The sequence below is a fragment of the Cytobacillus sp. FSL R7-0696 genome (genome assembly GCF_038006865.1).
GTDB lineage: Bacteria > Bacillota > Bacilli > Bacillales > Cytobacillaceae > Cytobacillus > Cytobacillus kochii.
On record NZ_JBBOWA010000001.1, the window covers coordinates 3205610 to 3225092 of the forward strand.

The 19483-nt window shown below is 37.4% G+C and carries 20 protein-coding genes; 17 read left to right on the plus strand and 3 right to left on the minus strand.

Annotation, left to right across the window (positions count from 1 at the left end; all coding sequences use genetic code 11):
* The first annotated feature begins 175 nt into the window (after positions 1 to 175).
* The 8 genes from hemW (at position 176) to mtaB (ending at position 9822) form a co-directional block, all read left to right on the plus strand.
* Positions 176 to 1309, plus strand: a complete 1134-nt coding sequence (gene hemW / locus MKX29_RS16575) for a radical SAM family heme chaperone HemW (protein WP_341106632.1) — start codon at positions 176 to 178, stop codon at positions 1307 to 1309.
* A gap of 262 nt (positions 1310 to 1571) precedes the next feature.
* The gene (gene hrcA / locus MKX29_RS16580; RefSeq protein ID WP_281202236.1) at positions 1572 to 2603 is read left to right on the plus strand and encodes a heat-inducible transcriptional repressor HrcA; all 1032 of its coding nucleotides are present in this window, start codon (positions 1572 to 1574) and stop codon (positions 2601 to 2603) included.
* A gap of 82 nt (positions 2604 to 2685) precedes the next feature.
* Complete coding sequence (grpE, locus tag MKX29_RS16585) at positions 2686 to 3279, plus strand: nucleotide exchange factor GrpE (RefSeq protein WP_224935934.1); 594 nt, start codon at positions 2686 to 2688, stop codon at positions 3277 to 3279.
* Between the two features lie 29 nt (positions 3280 to 3308).
* A complete protein-coding gene (dnaK, locus tag MKX29_RS16590; protein WP_095372509.1) occupies positions 3309 to 5144 on the plus strand; it encodes a molecular chaperone DnaK in 1836 nt (611 codons plus the stop codon).
* Positions 5145 to 5584: 440 nt separating this feature from the next.
* Positions 5585 to 6706 carry a molecular chaperone DnaJ gene (gene dnaJ, locus MKX29_RS16595; protein WP_224935935.1) on the plus strand — a complete coding sequence of 374 codons (1122 nt, stop codon included), beginning with the start codon at positions 5585 to 5587 and terminating at the stop codon, positions 6704 to 6706.
* 22 nt (positions 6707 to 6728) lie between these two features.
* Positions 6729 to 7667, plus strand: a complete 939-nt coding sequence (gene prmA, locus MKX29_RS16600; protein WP_095372510.1) for a 50S ribosomal protein L11 methyltransferase — start codon at positions 6729 to 6731, stop codon at positions 7665 to 7667.
* A gap of 58 nt (positions 7668 to 7725) precedes the next feature.
* Entirely contained in the window at positions 7726 to 8472 is a 747-nt protein-coding gene (locus tag MKX29_RS16605; protein ID WP_281202237.1) for a 16S rRNA (uracil(1498)-N(3))-methyltransferase, read from the plus strand.
* A gap of 6 nt (positions 8473 to 8478) precedes the next feature.
* Positions 8479 to 9822 (plus strand): tRNA (N(6)-L-threonylcarbamoyladenosine(37)-C(2))-methylthiotransferase MtaB, encoded by a 1344-nt coding sequence (gene mtaB / locus MKX29_RS16610; protein WP_095372512.1) that lies wholly within the window; start codon positions 8479 to 8481, stop codon positions 9820 to 9822.
* A 154-nt stretch (positions 9823 to 9976) separates the two neighbouring features.
* Here the strand turns inward: mtaB and MKX29_RS16615 are convergent, their stop codons facing one another.
* Together MKX29_RS16615 and MKX29_RS16620 are read right to left on the minus strand one after the other, a co-directional pair.
* Entirely contained in the window at positions 9977 to 10405 is a 429-nt protein-coding gene (locus MKX29_RS16615; RefSeq protein WP_341106639.1) for a hypothetical protein, read from the minus strand.
* Positions 10406 to 10408: 3 nt separating this feature from the next.
* Entirely contained in the window at positions 10409 to 10612 is a 204-nt protein-coding gene (locus tag MKX29_RS16620; RefSeq protein ID WP_341106641.1) for a helix-turn-helix transcriptional regulator, read from the minus strand.
* A gap of 298 nt (positions 10613 to 10910) precedes the next feature.
* Here MKX29_RS16620 and deoC point away from each other — a divergent pair, with 298 nt between their 5' ends.
* Entirely contained in the window at positions 10911 to 11582 is a 672-nt protein-coding gene (deoC, locus tag MKX29_RS16625; RefSeq protein WP_341106642.1) for a deoxyribose-phosphate aldolase, read from the plus strand.
* An 81-nt stretch (positions 11583 to 11663) separates the two neighbouring features.
* On the opposite strand, the gene MKX29_RS16630 is transcribed toward deoC, so the two are convergent.
* Complete coding sequence (locus MKX29_RS16630; protein WP_095372516.1) at positions 11664 to 12590, minus strand: Na/Pi symporter; 927 nt, start codon at positions 12588 to 12590, stop codon at positions 11664 to 11666.
* A 229-nt stretch (positions 12591 to 12819) separates the two neighbouring features.
* On the opposite strand from MKX29_RS16630, the gene rpsU reads away from it, so the two are divergent.
* The 8 genes from rpsU to MKX29_RS16670 all read left to right on the plus strand — a co-directional run bounded on the left by rpsU (position 12820) and on the right by MKX29_RS16670 (position 19146).
* Positions 12820 to 12993 carry a 30S ribosomal protein S21 gene (gene rpsU / locus MKX29_RS16635; protein ID WP_066201342.1) on the plus strand — a complete coding sequence of 58 codons (174 nt, stop codon included), beginning with the start codon at positions 12820 to 12822 and terminating at the stop codon, positions 12991 to 12993.
* A 16-nt stretch (positions 12994 to 13009) separates the two neighbouring features.
* Positions 13010 to 13453, plus strand: a complete 444-nt coding sequence (locus MKX29_RS16640) for a GatB/YqeY domain-containing protein (protein ID WP_341106644.1) — start codon at positions 13010 to 13012, stop codon at positions 13451 to 13453.
* A 221-nt stretch (positions 13454 to 13674) separates the two neighbouring features.
* A complete protein-coding gene (locus MKX29_RS16645; RefSeq protein WP_251163386.1) occupies positions 13675 to 14991 on the plus strand; it encodes an NfeD family protein in 1317 nt (438 codons plus the stop codon).
* Between the two features lie 24 nt (positions 14992 to 15015).
* Positions 15016 to 16011 (plus strand): flotillin-like protein FloA, encoded by a 996-nt coding sequence (gene floA, locus MKX29_RS16650; RefSeq protein WP_095372519.1) that lies wholly within the window; start codon positions 15016 to 15018, stop codon positions 16009 to 16011.
* 43 nt (positions 16012 to 16054) lie between these two features.
* Positions 16055 to 16561 (plus strand): hypothetical protein, encoded by a 507-nt coding sequence (locus MKX29_RS16655; RefSeq protein ID WP_224935941.1) that lies wholly within the window; start codon positions 16055 to 16057, stop codon positions 16559 to 16561.
* A gap of 73 nt (positions 16562 to 16634) precedes the next feature.
* Positions 16635 to 16919: a sporulation protein YqfC gene (gene yqfC, locus MKX29_RS16660; RefSeq protein ID WP_095372521.1), complete on the plus strand. Its 285-nt coding sequence runs from the start codon at positions 16635 to 16637 to the stop codon at positions 16917 to 16919.
* A 74-nt stretch (positions 16920 to 16993) separates the two neighbouring features.
* Entirely contained in the window at positions 16994 to 18187 is a 1194-nt protein-coding gene (yqfD, locus tag MKX29_RS16665) for a sporulation protein YqfD (RefSeq protein ID WP_341106647.1), read from the plus strand.
* On the plus strand, positions 18184 to 19146 hold the full coding sequence (locus MKX29_RS16670; protein ID WP_224935943.1) for a PhoH family protein: 963 nt from the start codon (positions 18184 to 18186) through the stop codon (positions 19144 to 19146). Before yqfD ends, MKX29_RS16670 begins: the two co-directional genes overlap by 4 nt.
* The last annotated feature ends 337 nt before the right edge of the window (positions 19147 to 19483 follow it).

The window sequence follows — 19483 nt, forward strand, 5'->3', positions numbered from 1 at the left end:
TTATTAGGATAGGTTAGGTATGCTTTCCCATAGGCGTATCCTAGCCTATTTTTTTCCGTTTTATATTTTAAAATAGAGGCAAAAACAAAGAGACTATAATTGGAAAGTCTCAAGGATTGTTTTTGCTAGACTCATCACTAGATGAGAAACCTAAAAAAGTAAGGTTGTGAAAGTAATGATTCAAGCGGCATACCTTCATATACCGTTTTGTGAGCATATCTGTCACTATTGTGATTTTAATAAAGTGTTCTTAAAGGGACAACCAGTAGATGAGTATCTACAATATTTAGATAAAGAAATGGAAATTACGATGAACAGCAGCGACTACTCTCCTTTTAAGACTATATTTGTCGGAGGAGGTACACCGACTGCTTTGAATGAAAAGCAACTGGCAACTTTTCTAGAGTCAATTCGCAAAAGATTACCTCTTGCTGGACAGTATGAGTTTACGTTTGAAGCTAATCCAGGTGACTTGTCATACGAAAAACTTAAGCTTTTGTATGATTATGGGGTCAATCGATTAAGCTTAGGTGTACAAACATTTAATGATCAATTGTTAGAGAAAATTGGTAGAGTACATCGGGCGAAAGATGTATACCAGTCAGTGGAATCAGCAAAAAAAGCTGGCTTTAAAAATATGAGTATAGATCTTATTTATAGCTTGCCTACTCAAACGATGGCAGACTTCCAAGAAACTTTAACCACTTCCTTTCAATTAGATGTTCAGCATTATTCTGCTTATTCTCTCATCATAGAGCCAAAAACAGTATTTTATAACCTTATGCGCAAAGGTAAACTTCATACTCCTGGGGAGGATGTTGAGGCAGCCATGTATGAGTTATTGATGGAAAAAATGAAAGAGAATGGCTTTGAGCAGTATGAAATTAGTAATTTTTCTAAACCTGGCTTTGAAAGTAAACATAATTTGACCTATTGGAATAATGAAGCTTATTTTGGGTTTGGTGCTGGTGCCCATAGCTATGTGGAAGGTTATCGTCGCTCGAATTACGGTCCTTTAAAAAAGTATATGGAGCCATTAGACCAAAATGAGTTGCCTATTATGGATAAACATGAAGTGACGAAGAAGGAAAAAATGGAAGAAGAAATGTTTCTTGGACTTCGTAAAACACAAGGTGTTTCGATGAAAGCTTTTAAGGATAAATACGATATAGAAATCATGGAAATATTTCGTGAAGAATTACTGGCACATGAACAGAAGTCATTACTAGAAATACAAGGTGATTCGATTCAATTAACAAAGCAAGGCCGACTGTTAGGCAATGAAGTTTTTCAATCATTTATTAAATGATTAAAACGGTAAAAGCTACCGCTCTATTTCGTTCATCAGGTGATACGTAGAAAGAAGCAAAATATGTTGAAATCATTGTATTCTAAACAATGATTAAACGAGTGGTACATTCAACTTTCTTTCTTGAATGATGGTTTGTTGTCTTTCTTTTAATAATTATGATGGAGATAAGGCGCAAATGATTGACACTCGCTCCTAGATTTGATAATTTATTATTAGATTTAGCACTCATTAAATGAGAGTGCTAACAGAGGTGATTACTGTGTTAACAGATCGTCAATTGTTGATATTCCAAGTGATTGTTGATGATTTTATTCAGACGGCACAGCCGGTTGGCTCAAGAACATTATCTAAGAAAGATGAAATTTCTTTTAGCTCGGCGACAATTAGGAATGAAATGGCTGATTTAGAGGAGCTTGGTTTTTTAGAAAAAACACATACCTCATCAGGACGAATACCTTCTGAGAAGGGGTATAGATACTATGTCGACCATCTTTTATCCCCACAGCGACTAAATAAACGTGAAGTAGTACAAATGAAAAGTATTTTCAGTGATAAAATGTACGAATTAGAAAAAATTGTGCAAAAATCAGCTAAAATCCTTTCAGAAATGACGAATTACACTTCGATCGTTTTAGGTCCGGCAGTGAAGGAGAATAGGTTAAAAAGAATTCAAATCGTTCCATTGAATGATCACACAGCCATTGCAATTATTGTGACAGATACTGGGCATGTGGAAAATAGAATGTTTCATTTTCCTGAATCTATGAACCCAGCAGATATTGAAATGATGGTAAATATTTTAAATGATCGTTTAGTGGGTGTACCAATTGAACATCTGAATCAAACGATTTATAAAGAAGTTGCCATCGTTTTACGCCAGCATATCCAACATTATGACTTTCTTTACCACTCAATTATTGATACGATTCAAATGCCTGCAAATGAGAAATTGTTCTTTGGTGGGAAAACGAATATATTAAGTCAACCCGAGTTTCATGATATAGACAAGGTAAAAGGCTTACTTTATATGATTGAGCAGGAAGAAGGAATATATGATTTAATACGTAATCATTCCTCAGGTATACGAGTGAAAATCGGTACCGAAAATAAAAATTCTGCGATGGATAATTGTAGTTTAATTACCGCAAGCTATTCTATTGGTGCAGAACAATTGGGAACGATTGCTATATTAGGACCAACCAGAATGGAATATTCCAGAGTCATTAGTTTGCTACAATTTTTAAGTAAAGGCTTATCTTATGAGTTGACAAGGCTGTATCAAAACGAATAACCCTGGAAATATTGAATAAGGGTGGAATTCGCTTCCACCCCTTTAACTATGAACCCAATAGCATTTAAGGGAGGTGAAAAAGTTGGCAGAAGAAAAAGAGACTCTACAAGAAGAGGTAAACAAATCCGAGCAAGAAAACATTCAACCAGAAGAAGTTTTTGGTGAAGCTGCTGACACTCAATCTGAAGGTGAATCATCTGAGGTAAATAGTGAGGTTTCTGCGCTGGAAGCTAAGGTGGCAGAGCTTGAGAAAAAGGTGGAAGAGGCCGATAATCGTTATTTAAGATTACAAGCTGATTTTGATAATAGCAGACGTCGTGCGAAATTAGATCGTGAAGCGTCTGAAAAATATAGAGCGCAAAGCTTAGTATCAGATTTATTACCAGCCCTTGATAACTTTGAAAGAGCACTACAATCTAATTCAGACGATAGTAGCGTGCAATCATTGCTACAAGGAATGGAAATGGTTTATCGCAGTTTAATCGAGGCGTTGAAAAAAGAAGGCGTTGAACAGATTGAAGCTGTAGGCCAAGTATTTGACCCTCAATTCCATCAAGCTGTAATGCAGGTGGAAGAAGAAGGCTACGATTCTAATGTAGTCGTTGAAGAATTTCAAAAAGGTTATTTACTGAAAGACCGTGTCATTCGACCGGCAATGGTTAAAGTAAATCAATAACTACATATTATGTAATGGAGGTATAGATCATGGGCAAAATTATTGGTATTGACTTAGGAACAACAAATTCATGTGTTGCCGTGCTTGAGGGCGGTGAAGCAAAGGTAGTTCCAAATCCTGAAGGAAATAGAACAACTCCATCAGTTGTTTCTTTCAAAAATGGTGAACGTCAAGTAGGGGAAGTAGCTAAACGACAAGCAATTACGAACCCGAATACAATTATTTCAATTAAACGCCATATGGGAACAGATTATAAAGTAGAAGCAGAAGGTAAAGAGCTTTCTCCACAAGAAGTTTCTGCAGCTATCCTTCAATACTTAAAAGGCTATGCTGAGGATTATCTTGGAGAAACAGTTGATAAAGCTGTTATCACTGTTCCTGCTTATTTTAATGATGCTGAGCGTCAAGCAACAAAAGATGCAGGTAAAATTGCGGGGTTAGAAGTTGAACGTATCATTAACGAACCAACTGCTGCCGCACTTGCTTACGGTATGGATAAAACGGACGAAGATCAAACGATTTTAGTATATGACCTTGGTGGTGGTACTTTCGACGTCTCTATCCTTGAATTAGGAGATGGCGTATTTGAAGTAAAAGCAACTGCAGGGGATAATCGACTAGGTGGAGATGACTTTGACCAAGTGATCATTGACTACTTAGTGGAACAATTCAAAAAAGAAAATGGTATTGATTTAGCTAAAGATAAAATGGCTCTTCAACGTTTGAAAGATGCAGCTGAAAAAGCGAAAAAAGATCTTTCAGGTGTTACTTCTACGCAAGTTTCTTTACCATTTATCACAGCAGGTGAAGCTGGACCACTTCACTTAGAAGTTACTTTATCAAGAGCAAAATTTGATGAGCTTTCTGCAGATTTAGTTGAACGCACAATGGGGCCAACTCGCCAAGCGTTAAAAGATGCTGACCTTTCTCCATCAGAAATTGATAAAGTCATTCTTGTTGGTGGTTCTACACGTATTCCAGCTGTACAAGAAGCGATTAAAAAAGAAACAGGTAAAGACCCACATAGAGGGGTAAACCCTGATGAAGTCGTAGCGATGGGAGCTGCCATTCAAGGTGGTGTCATCACTGGTGATGTGAAAGACGTTGTTTTACTTGACGTAACTCCACTTTCACTAGGTATTGAAACAATGGGTGCGGTTTTCACGAAGCTAATTGAACGTAATACAACAATCCCAACGTCTAAATCACAAGTATTCTCTACAGCTGCTGATAACCAATCTGCTGTTGATATCCATGTACTTCAAGGTGAACGTCCAATGGCACAAGATAATAAAACATTAGGTCGTTTCCAATTAGGAGATATTCCACCAGCACCACGTGGTGTACCACAAATTGAAGTATCATTTGATATCGATAAAAACGGTATTGTTAATGTTCGTGCGAAGGACCTTGGCACAAATAAAGAACAAGCTATTACAATCAAATCTTCAACAGGTCTTTCAGATGAAGAAATCGATCGTATGGTGAAAGAAGCTGAAGATAATGCAGAAGCGGATAAACAACGTAAAGAAGAAGTTGAACTTCGCAATGAAGCAGATCAATTAGTTTTCACTACTGAAAAAACATTAAAAGATCTTGAAGGTAAAGTAGAAGAAGCAGAAGTGACAAAAGCAAATGAAGCGAAGGATGAATTGAAAGCTGCCATTGAAAAAGGTGACTTAGAAGACATTCGCACGAAAAAAGATGCACTTCAAGAAATCGTTCAAGCTTTGACTATGAAGTTATATGAAGAAGCACAACAACAAGCACAAGCAGCTCAAGGTGCAGAAGGCGATGCATCTAAAAAAGCAGACGATAATGTGGTAGATGCAGAGTACGAAGAAGTAGAAGACGATAAAAAATAATTTTAAAGTCCTAACAAAAGTCAAAGTCAGGTATTACTTGGCTTTGGCTTTATTTTTGCATTAAAAATTCATTATTTAGGTGACTTTCGTTTTAGAAATAAGAAGTAAGGAAGCAATCGTCAGCTTACTTCTTATTTCTAAACTATAAACCACACTTTGTTAATGAAAAGAACATAAAATAGTCATAAAAATCATGTATCCTCACCCGTAGAGGTGAAATAAAGTGGACGAACTGCTTTCGCTTTTTTATTGTCTAGCTGCAGGTACCATCGGCTCGAGGTCATAAGCCAATCCGCCAAAAAGGTTAAAGAACAACCTTTCTGTCGGCTCGTCTTATGCATGTCGCTCCAGAGCATGCCGCTTTCGCTTTTCTTATTGCCTTTTGGGTTGGTGGGATGATACAATTATTTTTATGTGAAATGGATCGGGGAGTGGTAATCATGGATAAAAGAGATTACTATGAAGTCCTTGGCGTAAGTAAAGGTGCGTCTAAGGATGAAATAAAGAAAGCATACAGAAAATTATCGAAGAAGTATCATCCGGATATTAATAAAGAACCGGGTGCGGATGAAAAGTTTAAAGAAGTGAAAGAAGCTTATGAAGTATTGAGTGATGATCAGAAAAAAGCTCATTACGATCAATTTGGACATACAGATCCAAACCAAGGTTTTGGTGGTGGAGGTGGCTTCGAAGGCTTTGGTGGCTTTGAAGATATCTTCAGTTCTTTCTTTGGTGGAGGATCAAGAAGAAGAGATCCGAATGCACCGCGCCAAGGTGCTGATTTGCAATATAATATGACGGTATCTTTCGAAGATGCTGCTTTTGGTAAAGATACTGAAATTGAAATTCCACGTGAAGAAACATGTGAAACATGTGATGGTTCAGGCGCGAAACCTGGGACGAAACCTGAAACGTGTAAACATTGTCATGGTTCCGGTCAATTAAATGTAGAGCAAAATACACCGTTTGGTAAGATTGTCAACCGTCGTGTATGTAATTATTGTAATGGTACAGGCAAAGAGATTAAACATAAATGTTCGACATGTGGTGGCGACGGTAAAGTGAAAAAACGTCGCAAAATCAGTGTGAAAATTCCAGCAGGTATTGATGATGGTCAGCAACTTCGTGTATCTTCTCAAGGGGAACCTGGTGTAAACGGTGGACCAGCAGGTGATTTATATGTTGTTTTCCACGTCCGTGCACATGAGTTCTTCGAGAGGGATGGCGACGATATTTATTGTGAAATGCCAGTTACATTTGTGCAGGCTGCACTTGGGGATGAAGTGGAAGTTCCAACACTTCACGGCAAGGTTAAGCTCAAAGTACCAGCAGGAACACAGACAGGTACAAAATTCCGTCTTAAAGGAAAAGGTGTAGCTAATGTGAGAGGTTATGGCACTGGTGATCAACATATTATTGTTAGAGTGGTAACACCAACGAAGTTATCAGATAAACAAAGACAGCTATTAAATGAATTTGCAGAAGTGAGTGGCAAAGTACCTCAAGGTGAACAAGAAGATGGGTTTTTCTCAAAAGTAAAGCGTGCCTTTAAGGGTGAATAAGTGAAATGGAGTTGGTAGTAAGATGAAATGGTCAGAGATTAGTGTTCACACGGCGAACGAAGCAGTTGAGCCGATTTCAAATATTCTTCATGAAGCAGGTGCAAGTGGTGTAGTGATTGAAGATCCATTTGAATTGACGAAAGAACGAAGAGATCAATACGGCGAAATCTACCAGCTCGATCCACATGATTATCCAGAGGAAGGCGTAATCGTTAAAGCATATTTACCGATTAATAGCTTTTTAGGGGAAACAGTAGAAGAAATAAAGAATGCCATTAGTAACCTTTTATCGTTTAATATTGATATTGGTAAAAATGAGGTCAGTATTAGTGAAGTGAACGAAGAAGAGTGGGCGACTGCTTGGAAGAAGTACTATCACCCTGTAAAAATCTCTAAACGATTCACGATTGTCCCAACTTGGGAAGAATATACACCAGTTAGTAGTGATGAACTCATTATTGAATTGGACCCAGGAATGGCATTTGGAACAGGAACGCATCCAACAACAGTGATGTGTATTCAAGCACTAGAGCATATTGTTACATCTGGTGATCATATTATCGATGTGGGAACGGGATCAGGTGTACTCAGTATTGCTGGAGCGATGCTCGGTGCAGAGAATATTACTGCACTCGATTTGGACGAAGTAGCTGTACGTTCAGCGAAAATCAATATCAAGTTAAATAAAGTGCAGGATATTGTTGAAGTCTCTCAAGGTAATCTGTTAGATAATATTACTGTACAAGCTGAAGTAGTAGTCGCCAATATTTTAGCAGAAGTAATTGTAAGTTTTACAGATGATGTCGCGCAAGTGGTGAAACCAGGAGGTCATTTTATTGCTTCTGGCATTATTCAGCAGAAAAAACAGGCTGTCAAAGAGGCGATGATTTCAAGTGGTTTTGACATTGTTGAGACAATTCAAATGGAAGATTGGGTTGCCATTATAGGTAAAAAGCAGTAATGTACTAGGGGGAGTCATGAATTCCCCCTATTTATTCGTTTAGTAAGGGGTTATATATATGCAACGATATTTTGTGAATCATAGAGAAAATGATCATTTTTTTATTACAGGTGATGATTATCACCACATTACCCGCGTAATGAGGATGAATGTAGGTGACGAAATTATTTGTGTAGACCCTGACGGAAAAGCAGCTCAATGTAAACTGGTTAACATTACCTCTGAAGTGGTAGAGTTAGAAGTTGTACAATGGATAGAGAAAAATGTCGAATTACCTGTTGATGTTACCATTGTGAGCGGATTGCCTAAAGGGGATAAGCTCGAATGGATAATACAAAAAGGCACCGAACTTGGCGCCCATCGGTTTATCCCTTTTATGTCAGCTCGTTCCATTGTAAAGTTAGACGAAAAAAAGGCGAATAAAAAGAAAGATCGTTGGCAAAAGATCGCTAAAGAAGCGGCCGAGCAGTCTCATCGCATCATAGTACCACATGTGTATGGACCACAGTCCTTACAGCAGTTACTAGAAATAAGTAAAAATTATGATTATAAATGTGTCGCTTATGAAGAAAGTAGTAAACAAGGTGAATCATCGGCTTTTCACCAAGTACTCAAGGGGATGTCCCGGGGAGACTCTTTATTATTTATTTTTGGGCCAGAAGGTGGCCTGACAGAAAAAGAAATAACACTTTTAGAGGATGAAGGGTTTATTTCTTGTGGATTAGGACCAAGAATATTAAGAACTGAAACAGCACCTTCCTATGTACTTTCAGCTGTTTCTTATCATTTTGAATTAATGGAGTGAAGATATATGCCATCAGTAGCTTTTCATACACTTGGTTGTAAAGTAAACCATTATGAAACAGAAGCCATCTGGCAATTGTTTAAAGAAGAAGGATACGATCGTGTCGGTTTTGAATCTACCTCTGATGTGTATGTGATTAACACATGTACGGTTACGAATACTGGTGATAAAAAAAGCAGACAAGTCATTCGTAGAGCCATTCGAAAAAATCCGGACGCTGTCATTTGTGTAACAGGATGCTATGCCCAAACATCACCGGCAGAAATCATGGCCATCCCAGGTGTGGATGTTGTCGTTGGAACACAAGACAGGAAGAAAATGTTAGGGTATATCGAGCAATATAAAAGTGAACGTCAACCGATTAATGGTGTCGGAAATATTATGAAAAATCGGGTTTACGAGGAACTAGATGTTCCGGCCTTTACAGATAGGACGCGTGCTTCATTAAAAATACAAGAAGGTTGTAATAACTTCTGCACTTTTTGTATCATTCCTTGGGCTCGTGGCTTAATGAGATCTAGAGACCCCAAAGAAGTGATTCATCAAGCGCAACAATTAGTGGAGGCTGGTTACAAAGAAATTGTCTTAACCGGGATACATACTGGCGGTTATGGCGAGGATCTTAAGGATTATAATCTAGCTATGCTACTAAAGGATTTAGAAGAACAGGTTAAAGGCATTAAACGGATTCGTATATCCTCTATTGAGGCGAGTCAAATTACGGATGAAGTGATTGAAGTAATTAGAAACTCTAAGGTTGTTGTCCGTCATCTGCATATTCCGATTCAATCAGGATCGGACACAGTATTAAAAAGAATGCGTCGAAAGTATACGATGGCGTTTTTCGCTGAACGTATTGAGCGCTTAAAAGAAGCCTTACCTGGTTTAGCAGTTACTTCAGATGTCATTGTCGGTTTTCCTGGTGAAACAGAAGAAGAATTTATGGAGACGTATGATTTTATTAAAAAACATAAATTCTCAGAGCTTCATGTTTTTCCTTATTCAAGTAGAACAGGCACACCAGCAGCACGAATGACTGATCAAATTGATGAAGAAGTTAAGAATGAAAGAGTTCATCGCTTAATTCATTTATCTGATCAACTAGCGAAAGAGTACGCAAGTCGCTTTGAAGATGAAGTACTCGAGATCATCCCTGAAGAAAAATATAAAGATGCGCCAGACGGGAATTTGTATGTAGGCTATACGGATAATTACTTAAAAGTGATTGTGCCTGCAACAGAAGAGATGGTAGGTAAATTAGTCAAAGTGAAGATAACAAAAGCAGGTTATCCATATAACGAAGGGCAATTTATTCGTGTCATGGATGAGATGAAAGAAAAAGCAGTATAAACGATTAGAGCTGACCGTTCATTGACCGGTCAGCTTTTTTAACTGCTTTTTTATTCCGTAAGAAAAATAGTTGGGGTAAGGTAAATGGTGAATCTAGGAAAACGAATGGAACTCTAAGCAATCCTTTTTAGTGATCCCTTAATAGGTTATTTTTTTATTCGGAGTCTTTATCTTGTCGTTTTTTTCTTAAGTAATAGATATAAATGATGGGAATTAGGCCACAAATAAATAGAATAACACCCACAATTACTCCATTGATGAGAGAAAATCCTTGTGTGAGAGATACAAAAAAACCAACAATGGTTGTAATGAGAATAAGAATTACTAATGAAATAATTAGACTTTTCCGGGGGTTTATCTTATTATCTTCATGGTCTGCACTAATACTCATTGATAAATAGGCTGAAACAACTGCGGTTATTATAAATACTGTCCATAGTGGGTTTTTTCTCATTTCGTCTAACCCACTTGTAACTAAGTCATAACCTAAAATTCCAAGAATTCCAATGGTCTGGATGATAAATGCAATACGTATATTTTTAAAATTTTGTAGAACTAAACGTTCATCTGTGATTTTTTTCATCTATTATCGGCCTCCTTTTTCTATCCAAAATACTTCATCTAAAGTTTTATTAACTGCGTAACATATATCCAGACATAACTTGAGAGAAGGGTTATACTTACCCTTCTCAATTAAACTGATGGTTTGGCGAGTAACACCTATCTTTTCTGCAAGTTGTTGTTGTGTTAAATCTACTTGTATACGAGAAATCTTAACCTTATTATCCAAATATTGTATCACTCCTTTTATAAATCGTAATATATATTTTACATTTTTCAATATATATATTACATGAATAATAGCTTTTCAATCTAAGGATAATAAAAGTCCTGGGAATAAATAATGACCTTAACATCTTGTAAAACAGTCTTATTATCTTTTGGAACCTAAATTAAAACAGTTTTTCTCATTTTACTAAAGAGAATCTCGATATTTCATTCATTAAATGATATGATAACAGAGGTACGGACAACTAGCAGAAGAAATTAAGTATAAAAGCATTTTATAAAAAAAGGAGATTTCATTGATGACAAATAATATAGCAAAAATGATTGATCATACATTATTGAAGGCTGATGCAACGGTTGAGCAAATTAATACTTTATGTAACGAGGCAAAAGAGAACGGTTTTGCTTCTGTATGTGTAAATCCAACATGGGTTTCACAAGCGGCTAAACTTCTACAGGGATCAGATGTGGCTGTTTGTACAGTCATTGGCTTCCCTTTAGGTGCATCGGATAAAGAAGTGAAATCTTTTGAAACAACACAAGCTATCAAACAAGGGGCTACAGAAGTTGATATGGTTATTAATATTGGCGCACTTAAAAGTGAGAAATTAGAAGTTGTGGAGGAGGATATCCGTGCAGTTGTGGAAGCGGCAGATGGCAAGGCTTTAACAAAAGTGATTATCGAAACTAGTTTGTTAACAGATGCTGAAAAAGTAATTGCATGTCAATTGGCTGTTAAAGCAGGAGCGGATTACGTTAAAACATCAACTGGTTTCTCAACGGGTGGCGCGACTGTTGCTGATGTGAAATTAATGAGAGAAACGGTAGGTCCCGATATTGGCGTCAAAGCTTCTGGTGGGGTGAGAAGTGCAGAAGATGCACAAGCAGTTATTGATGCTGGTGCGACAAGAATCGGCGCAAGCTCAGGCATTGCTATCGTAAATGGATTAACAGGTACAACAGATTATTAATCTAGTTGTTGAAAGAGAGGCGGACATTCTGAATGTTCGTCTCTCTTTTTAACTGTGGTGTGTATTAGCATAACACTATTCCTACTTTTTACGGTCATGTAGGCGAATAATCAAGTCACTAAAAGGTTTGGCAAAAGGTAGAACGAGAAGTGAAGTAATGACATTAAAAAGGACACCAACATGAGCAAGTTGCCTATCAATTTGGTCTGCTGAACCAATACCGAAATTTGTTAGCAGCTCAATAAAAGGATAGAAGAGAAGAACACCTATAATATTCAACCAAATGTGAGCATAGGCAGTTAACTTTGCTTCTCTACGTCCACCGATACTGGCGAGATATGCGTCAGCGCATGTGCCGATGTTGGAACCAAGCATAATAGCAATCGCTGTACTAAGGTCCATCCCACCTGCTGTTAAAAATCCCATTAGAATACCTGTAGTGGCAGTGCTTGACTGGATAATCGCAGTAAGAACAATACCGGTTATTACGGCTAATAATAGACTTTGATCTAATGTAATAAGAAAATCTTTTACCCATGGGGTTTCTTTAATGGTAAAAGCTAAATGTTCAAACCCCCTCATAGCAGCAAATACGCAAGCAATACCCATTAATCCAATGCCAATACTCTGAAAGGATCGCCTCCTGATGAATGCACATAACATGCCAATAATTGCAATCGGTAAAATAAAAGATTCTATATCGAAAGTAATTAACTCCGTTGTGATAGTTGTGCCAATGTTTGTCCCTAAAATAATACCAATCGTTTGGCGGAAAGTAAGTAAGTGTACGGCAACTAAACCAATGGTAATAATCATAACTGCGGAGCTACTCTGCATAATAGCAGTTAAGATAATGCCAACCATCATTCCTTTAAGAGGTGTATTTGTAAACTTAGTTAACCAGCGTTTAGTAGAATCTGCTGATAAATAGAATAGCCCTTTCCGCAATAAAGTCATGCCAAAAATAAAAACAGCAATCATTATTATAAAAATAAGTAATGAAGTCATGCTTTGTCCCTCCTACGAAAGCATATGGTGAAAAATGGAGGGACATGCATAGGAAGAATCAAAAAAATTAAATAATAAAATAAATAAGACAAACGTACATTTATCTTTAAACAGCGAAAGACTAGGTGAAATACAGTTGACCTCACACCGCTGTTATATTATAATTGCAAAGTACATGGTATTCCATGTTGACATGTAAGTGTGTTGTGCTCGGAGGGAGGGAAAGAGAATGTCTAAAACCGTCGTTCGTAAAAACGAATCGCTTGAAGATGCTCTTCGTCGCTTCAAACGTTCAGTATCAAAAACTGGTACTTTGCAAGAAGCAAGAAAGCGCGAATTCTACGAAAAACCAAGTATCAAACGTAAGAAAAAGTCTGAAGCTGCAAGAAAGCGCAAGTTTTAAGAGAGGGTGTATGTAAGTGAGTCTTCTCGAGCGTTTAAATGAAGATATGAAACAAGCGATGAGGAACAAAGAAAAAGATAAGTTAACTGTGATTCGGATGATCAAAGCTTCATTGCAAAATGAGGCGATCAAGGAAGGAAAAGATCTTACCGAGGATCAGGAACTTACTGTCCTTTCTCGCGAAGTAAAGCAACGCAAGGATTCCCTCCATGAATTTGACAAGGCAGGTCGTGAAGATCTAGTTGAAAAAATTCGTACTGAATTACAGTACGTAGAGTTATATATGCCTGAGCAGCTCTCTGATGAAGAGGTATCTGCTATCGTCAAAAAAACCATTGCCGATACAGGCGCTACATCGAAAGCTGAAATGGGTAAAGTGATGTCAGCCATTATGCCTAAGCTAAAAGGTAAGGCAGACGGTGCACTTATTAATAAACTTGTACAACAACACCTTTCATAAAAAGATGTACGGAAAGACCGGAGCTTTCGAGCTTACGGTCTTTTTATTTTTTCTAAAAGATGCCATACTAGGAGTAAGGTTTCTTTTATATATATTACATAGTCACACTTTTTACTTTATGTAATCATAATCAAAGTAAGTAAAGAAAAATGAAACCTTTTCACGCGTCAGCCGTATAACTATCATAGGTATTTCTGTAAAAGGGGGGAGGGGAGAAGAGAATGAGAAAAGCGACAATCATCCTTTCGTTTTTATGGGCATTTTTCGTCATGATGACACCGATCAGCAAGGCTGATAACGAGGTTGTGTATGTCGTACCAATAGAAGAGACTGTTGAAAAAGGATTGCATGCTTTTATCAATAGAGCGGTGACTACAGCTGAAGAAAATCAAGCAAGTGCGATTATTTTCGAAGTAAACACGCCTGGCGGTGAAGTAGAAGCGGCTAAGGAAATTGGCAGAGTATTAACATCTACAAATATTAAAACGATTTCATTTGTAAATAAACAAGCATTGTCTGCTGGTGCGTTTATTTCATTAAACATGGATGAGATTTATATGACGCCCGGGGCTACAATGGGATCGGCGGCGATTATCGATCAAGAAGGTAACACAGCTGATAAAAAAGCAGTTTCAGCATGGTTATCTGCAATGACTGCAGCTGCTGAACAAAGTGGGAGAAATCCAGAGATTGCTCAAGCAATGGCAGATGATTCAATCGATCTACCTGAATTAGGTGCACCAAAAGGAAAGCTATTGACATTAACTGCTAGTCAAGCAGACGAGGTAGAATATTCAGAAGGAACATTTGCTACGCAAGCAGAGCTTTTAGAACATTTAGGTTATGAAGATGCAGAAGTAAGGTCTATCGAGGAAAGTTTTTCTGAGAAATTGGCTAGATTCATTACACATCCAATCATCGTGCCTATTCTTCTTTCTATAGGAAGCATTGGATTATTGCTAGAGCTCTATTCTCCTGGTTTTGGTATTCCAGGTATAATGGGACTCACAGCTCTTGGTTTATTTTTCTATGGTCATATGGTTGCTGGATTTGCCGGGTATGAATCACTCATTGTATTTATTATTGGAATTGGGTTAATTATCGCAGAGTTTTTCCTCCCAGGTGGTATCGCCGGTGTGTTGGGGATTGCTGCAGTAATTGGGAGTTTATTCATGGCTGGGGCTGATGTGCAACAAATGGCAACCTCCATTATGATTGCGGCTATATTATCTATTGCGGTTTCTATTCTAATGGTAAAGGTGTTTGGTAAAAAAATGAAATTTTTCAAAAAACTAATTTTAAGCGATTCTACAAATACTGAAAGAGGATACATCTCAAATAAATCCCGTTCAGAGCTAATTGGAAAACAAGGTTATGCTTTAACAGGGTTACGTCCATCAGGAACGATTGTCATTGAAAATGAAAGAATTGATGTCGTTAGTGAAGGTGGATTTATTAAAAAAGATGCAAAAGTGGAAGTCATAAAAGCAGAGGGCTCGAGAGTAGTCGTCCGTGAATTAACAAATTTAGATAAATAACCAAGTATTTTAGGAGGTAATTGAATGGAACCTATTTCTATTATGACGATCGTAATTGTGGTATTAGCAATTATTGCTCTTGCCATACTCTTCACATTCGTACCAGTTATGCTGTGGATCTCAGCATTAGCAGCAGGTGTTAAGGTAAGTATTTTCACTCTTATTGGAATGAGATTAAGACGAGTAATTCCAAGCCGCGTAATTAATCCATTAATTAAAGCACATAAAGCAGGATTAGAAGTTCATACCAATCAACTTGAAAGTCATTATTTGGCAGGTGGTAATGTAGATAGAGTAGTGAATGCTTTAATAGCAGCGCATCGTGCCAATATGGAATTAAGTTTTGAAAGAAGTGCGGCGATTGACTTAGCTGGTCGTGATGTACTTGAAGCAGTTCAAATGAGTGTTAATCCAAAAGTAATTGAAACACCGTTTATTTCTGGTGTAGCGATAAATGGTATCGAAGTGAAAGCAAAAGCAAAAATTACTGTAAGAGCCAATATTGACCGACTAGTCGGGGGTGCTGGAGAAGAAACAATCATTGCCCGTGTTGGTGAGGGGATTGTCTCTACAATTGGTTCTTCTACAAGACATACAGAAGTATTGGAAAACCCAGACATGATCTCACAAACGGTCCTTGCTAAAGGGTTGGATGCCGGTACAGCATTTGAAATTTTATCCATTGATATAGCTGATGTGGACATCGGTAAAAACATTGGTGCAGAATTGCAAACAGAGCAAGCGGAAGCTGATAAAAATATTGCCCAAGCCAAAGCGGAAGAACGTCGTGCAATGGCTGTTGCCAAAGAGCAAGAGATGAAAGCGAAAGTAGAAGAGATGAGAGCGAAAGTTGTGGAAGCAGAATCTCAAGTTCCTTTAGCAATGGCAGATGCATTAAAAAGTGGCAATATTGGTGTGATGGACTATATGAATATCCAAAATATTGAAGCTGATACAGAAATGAGAGACTCGATTAGTAAAGTATCAGATGACTCAAAACAAGGGCCGAAGAAAGATTGAATGTCCTAATCGGACTCACCTCTAGAGGGGAGTGTTGTATCTCATGATTGATTTTTTGTTGGAAAATCCTTTATTATTGGTTTTTCTTATCGGGATCATTACTTCCTTATTTGGTAAGAAAGTAAATGACCAGCAGTCAGAAAAACAGAAGCAACCACGTGGAAAGTCTGTCGAAGAGCAAGAAGAAGCTAGGCGTCAGATGATGCAGGATGCTGAGAAACAAGAAGAAGGGCCACCTGTTTATGATCGCAATGAAGAGAAGTTAAAACGCTACGCGAAGGCTACTATGCAAGAAGCTAGTGTAGAAGTCTCGGATCGTAAAAAAGAAGCAGAAGAGCGACTGGCCGATTTAAGAAAACAAAAAGAAGAAGCGCAAAAACGAGCAAGTGCCTTCCTTTCAGCAACAAAAAATAAAGATGTGGCCAATAACCATGTAGATCAACCTAGTATGAGAGTCTCTAATAAACAATTAGTTGACGCGGTTGTTTGGTCAGAAATCCTCGGACAACCGAGATCAAGGAACCCACATCGAACGATGAAAAGAAAATAAAATTTGCTGTTGAATTCAGTGCTAGAACCATCCTTTCTCTCATACATATGAGATGAAAGGGGGTTCTTTTTTTATGGCAAAAAAATGGGGAGAACGACTAAGAAGCTGGATGACTAAAAATATGGAACTTCCTCAAGATGTCATGATGGATTTGCCCCGCATTACTATGATTGGACAAATTCATATTTATATTGAGAACCACCGCGGCTTACTTGGTTTTTCAGATAAAGAAGTAAGGCTGTTATTAGAGCATGGTCAACTGCTCATTAAAGGGAATAACTTTGTCATTAAAACAATTATGCCTGAAGAAATATTATTGCAAGGAACAATTGATCAAGTTCTTTTTGTAGCTGAGTAAATTTGATGTGGGAAGGGTCGCTATTCTATTACAAGGTTAGCGATTTCCACCTGCTCAAATATGAGGAGGATAAGATGAAAAATCAATGGCTCTTTTTTTTAAAAGGAATCGTCACAGTTAGGACAAGCGGTAGAGGAAGTGAAAGGTTTTTAAATACTTTAACGAGAGCTGGTGTATCCATTTGGAATGTTAAAGCTCATGGAAGCCAAGTGCTTACATTTCAAATGAAATTAGAGGATTTACCGACTTTAAGACAATATGCAAGAAGTGCCGACTGCAAATTTGAGTTTGTCGGCCGCAAAGGATTGCCCTTCATGAAAAAGCGTATGCTACGGAATAGTGGATTCTTATTAGGGGCAATAGCTTTCTTAGTTGTAGTTATTTTGTTGTCAAATATGGTGTGGGGAATCGAAATTAAAGGAGCAAATCCAGCAACAGAATATAAGATGGAAAAAGAGTTAGAGAAAATTGGCGTAAAAAAAGGGAAGCTACAATTCTTTCTAGATACACCTGAAGGTATACAACGGTATTTAACTGAAAATGTGAATGAAATTACTTGGGTCGGTGTGGAGCTGAAAGGGACAACCTATCATCTTCAAGTGGTAGAAAAAAATGAACCAAAGAAGACAGAATTATTAAGTCCGCAGCATTTAGTGGCAAAGAAAAAAGGAACCATTGTTGGTATGTTTATTGAAGAGGGAGAAGCAAAGGCGAAAATTAATGACTTTGTAAAACCAGGTCAATTATTAGTTTCAGGCCTAATTGGAAATGATGAAAGAAAGAAGATAGTGCCTGCCAAAGGGGAAGTGTTAGCGGAAACGTGGTATAAAGCGAATGTAGCTTATCCATTAGAGAAAAAGTCCAAAGTATACACTGGTGATCAAAAAGTGAAACATATATTGGAGCTTGGTTCATTAAAAATTCCTATTTGGGGCTTTGGAAATATAGGTTTTGACCACTATGTAAAGGAAGAGGACAAGCGACAAGTTAAATTTCTAAAATGGGAGTTACCGATTGCAGTTACAAAAAACATCTACAGAGAAGCAGAAGAGATGACACAAGTTTATACAGTAAAAGAGGCGATTGTAGAAGCGAAGAAATTAGCTAGAAGTAAAATTAAAAAGCAGCTAGATGAAGATGCTACTATTAAAGGGGAAAATGTTTTGCACCAAACGATAGAGAATGGTAAAGTTAAATTATCAATACATTTCCAAATTATTGAGAATATTGCTGAGGAACAACCAATAATCCAAGGAGATAAAGAATGACAGAAGATTTAAAGACATTAAATGTACATTTCGAAAACCCAAATGAAGCCATTGCCCTATTAGGTAATGGTGACACAAATATTAAACTAATTGAACAACAGTTATCGGTATCAATTGTTACAAGAGGCGAATCTGTTTATGTCTCAGGTGAGAAAGAAACTGTGGCCATTGCAGGTGACGTAATTGAGCAACTTCTTTATGTTATTAGAAAAGGTATTCAAATTAGTGGTAGGGATATTATTTACGCATTAGAGATGGCAAGAAAGGGTACATTAGAATATTTCAAAGAACTTTATGAAGAAGAAATAATGAAAAATGCAAAAGGTAAATCGATCCGAGTTAAAACTTTAGGTCAGCGCCAATATATTATGGCTATGAGACAGAAAGATTTAGTTTTTGGTATTGGTCCTGCAGGAACGGGAAAAACCTACTTAGCTGTTGTAATGGCAGTGAATGCCCTTAAGAATGGACAAGTGAAAAAAATTATTCTTACTCGTCCAGCTGTAGAAGCAGGAGAGAGTTTAGGGTTTTTACCAGGAGACTTAAAGGAAAAGGTCGATCCGTATTTACGTCCTTTGTATGATGCGCTTCACGATATACTTGGAGCAGAGCATACAGAAAGGTTAATTGAAAGAGGAACAATTGAAATTGCCCCACTTGCTTATATGAGGGGACGTACGTTAGATGATGCTTATGTTATTTTAGATGAAGCGCAAAACGCAACACAAGCGCAAATGAAAATGTTCTTAACACGTTTAGGCTTTGGATCAAAAATGGTTATTACAGGTGACAAAAGCCAAATCGACCTACCTCGTGGGGCTAGATCGGGTCTCGTGGTAAGTGAACAAATATTAAATGGTGTTTCTGGAATTAGTTTTATTCATTTAGAACAAAGTGACGTTGTCAGACACCCACTTGTTGCAAAAATCATTCAAGCATACGAAGAAAATGCTGAATAAATGGCTATTTTAGCAACACAATCAAGAACAAATTCTGCTTTTTGAATCAGAGTTTGTTCTTTTTTATCGTGAACGATGATTGGACTTTATGAGTGCCTTTAATCATACATGCTTATTAAAATAATCATACATGGGAAGAACTTGTAAGGTGAAATACTTAGGCAAAAAAGAGTGTATGTGACGATACCCAAAGGAATAAAACTCGCTCTTTGTTGGATTTCATACGACAATCTCTTCAAGCTAGGATTGATTGTTATTTGGAGTATATGGATGAATAGGGTAAGATAAGGATGATTACCTATTGTCATCAATTAAAAATATTAGTGTAATTTTGAAA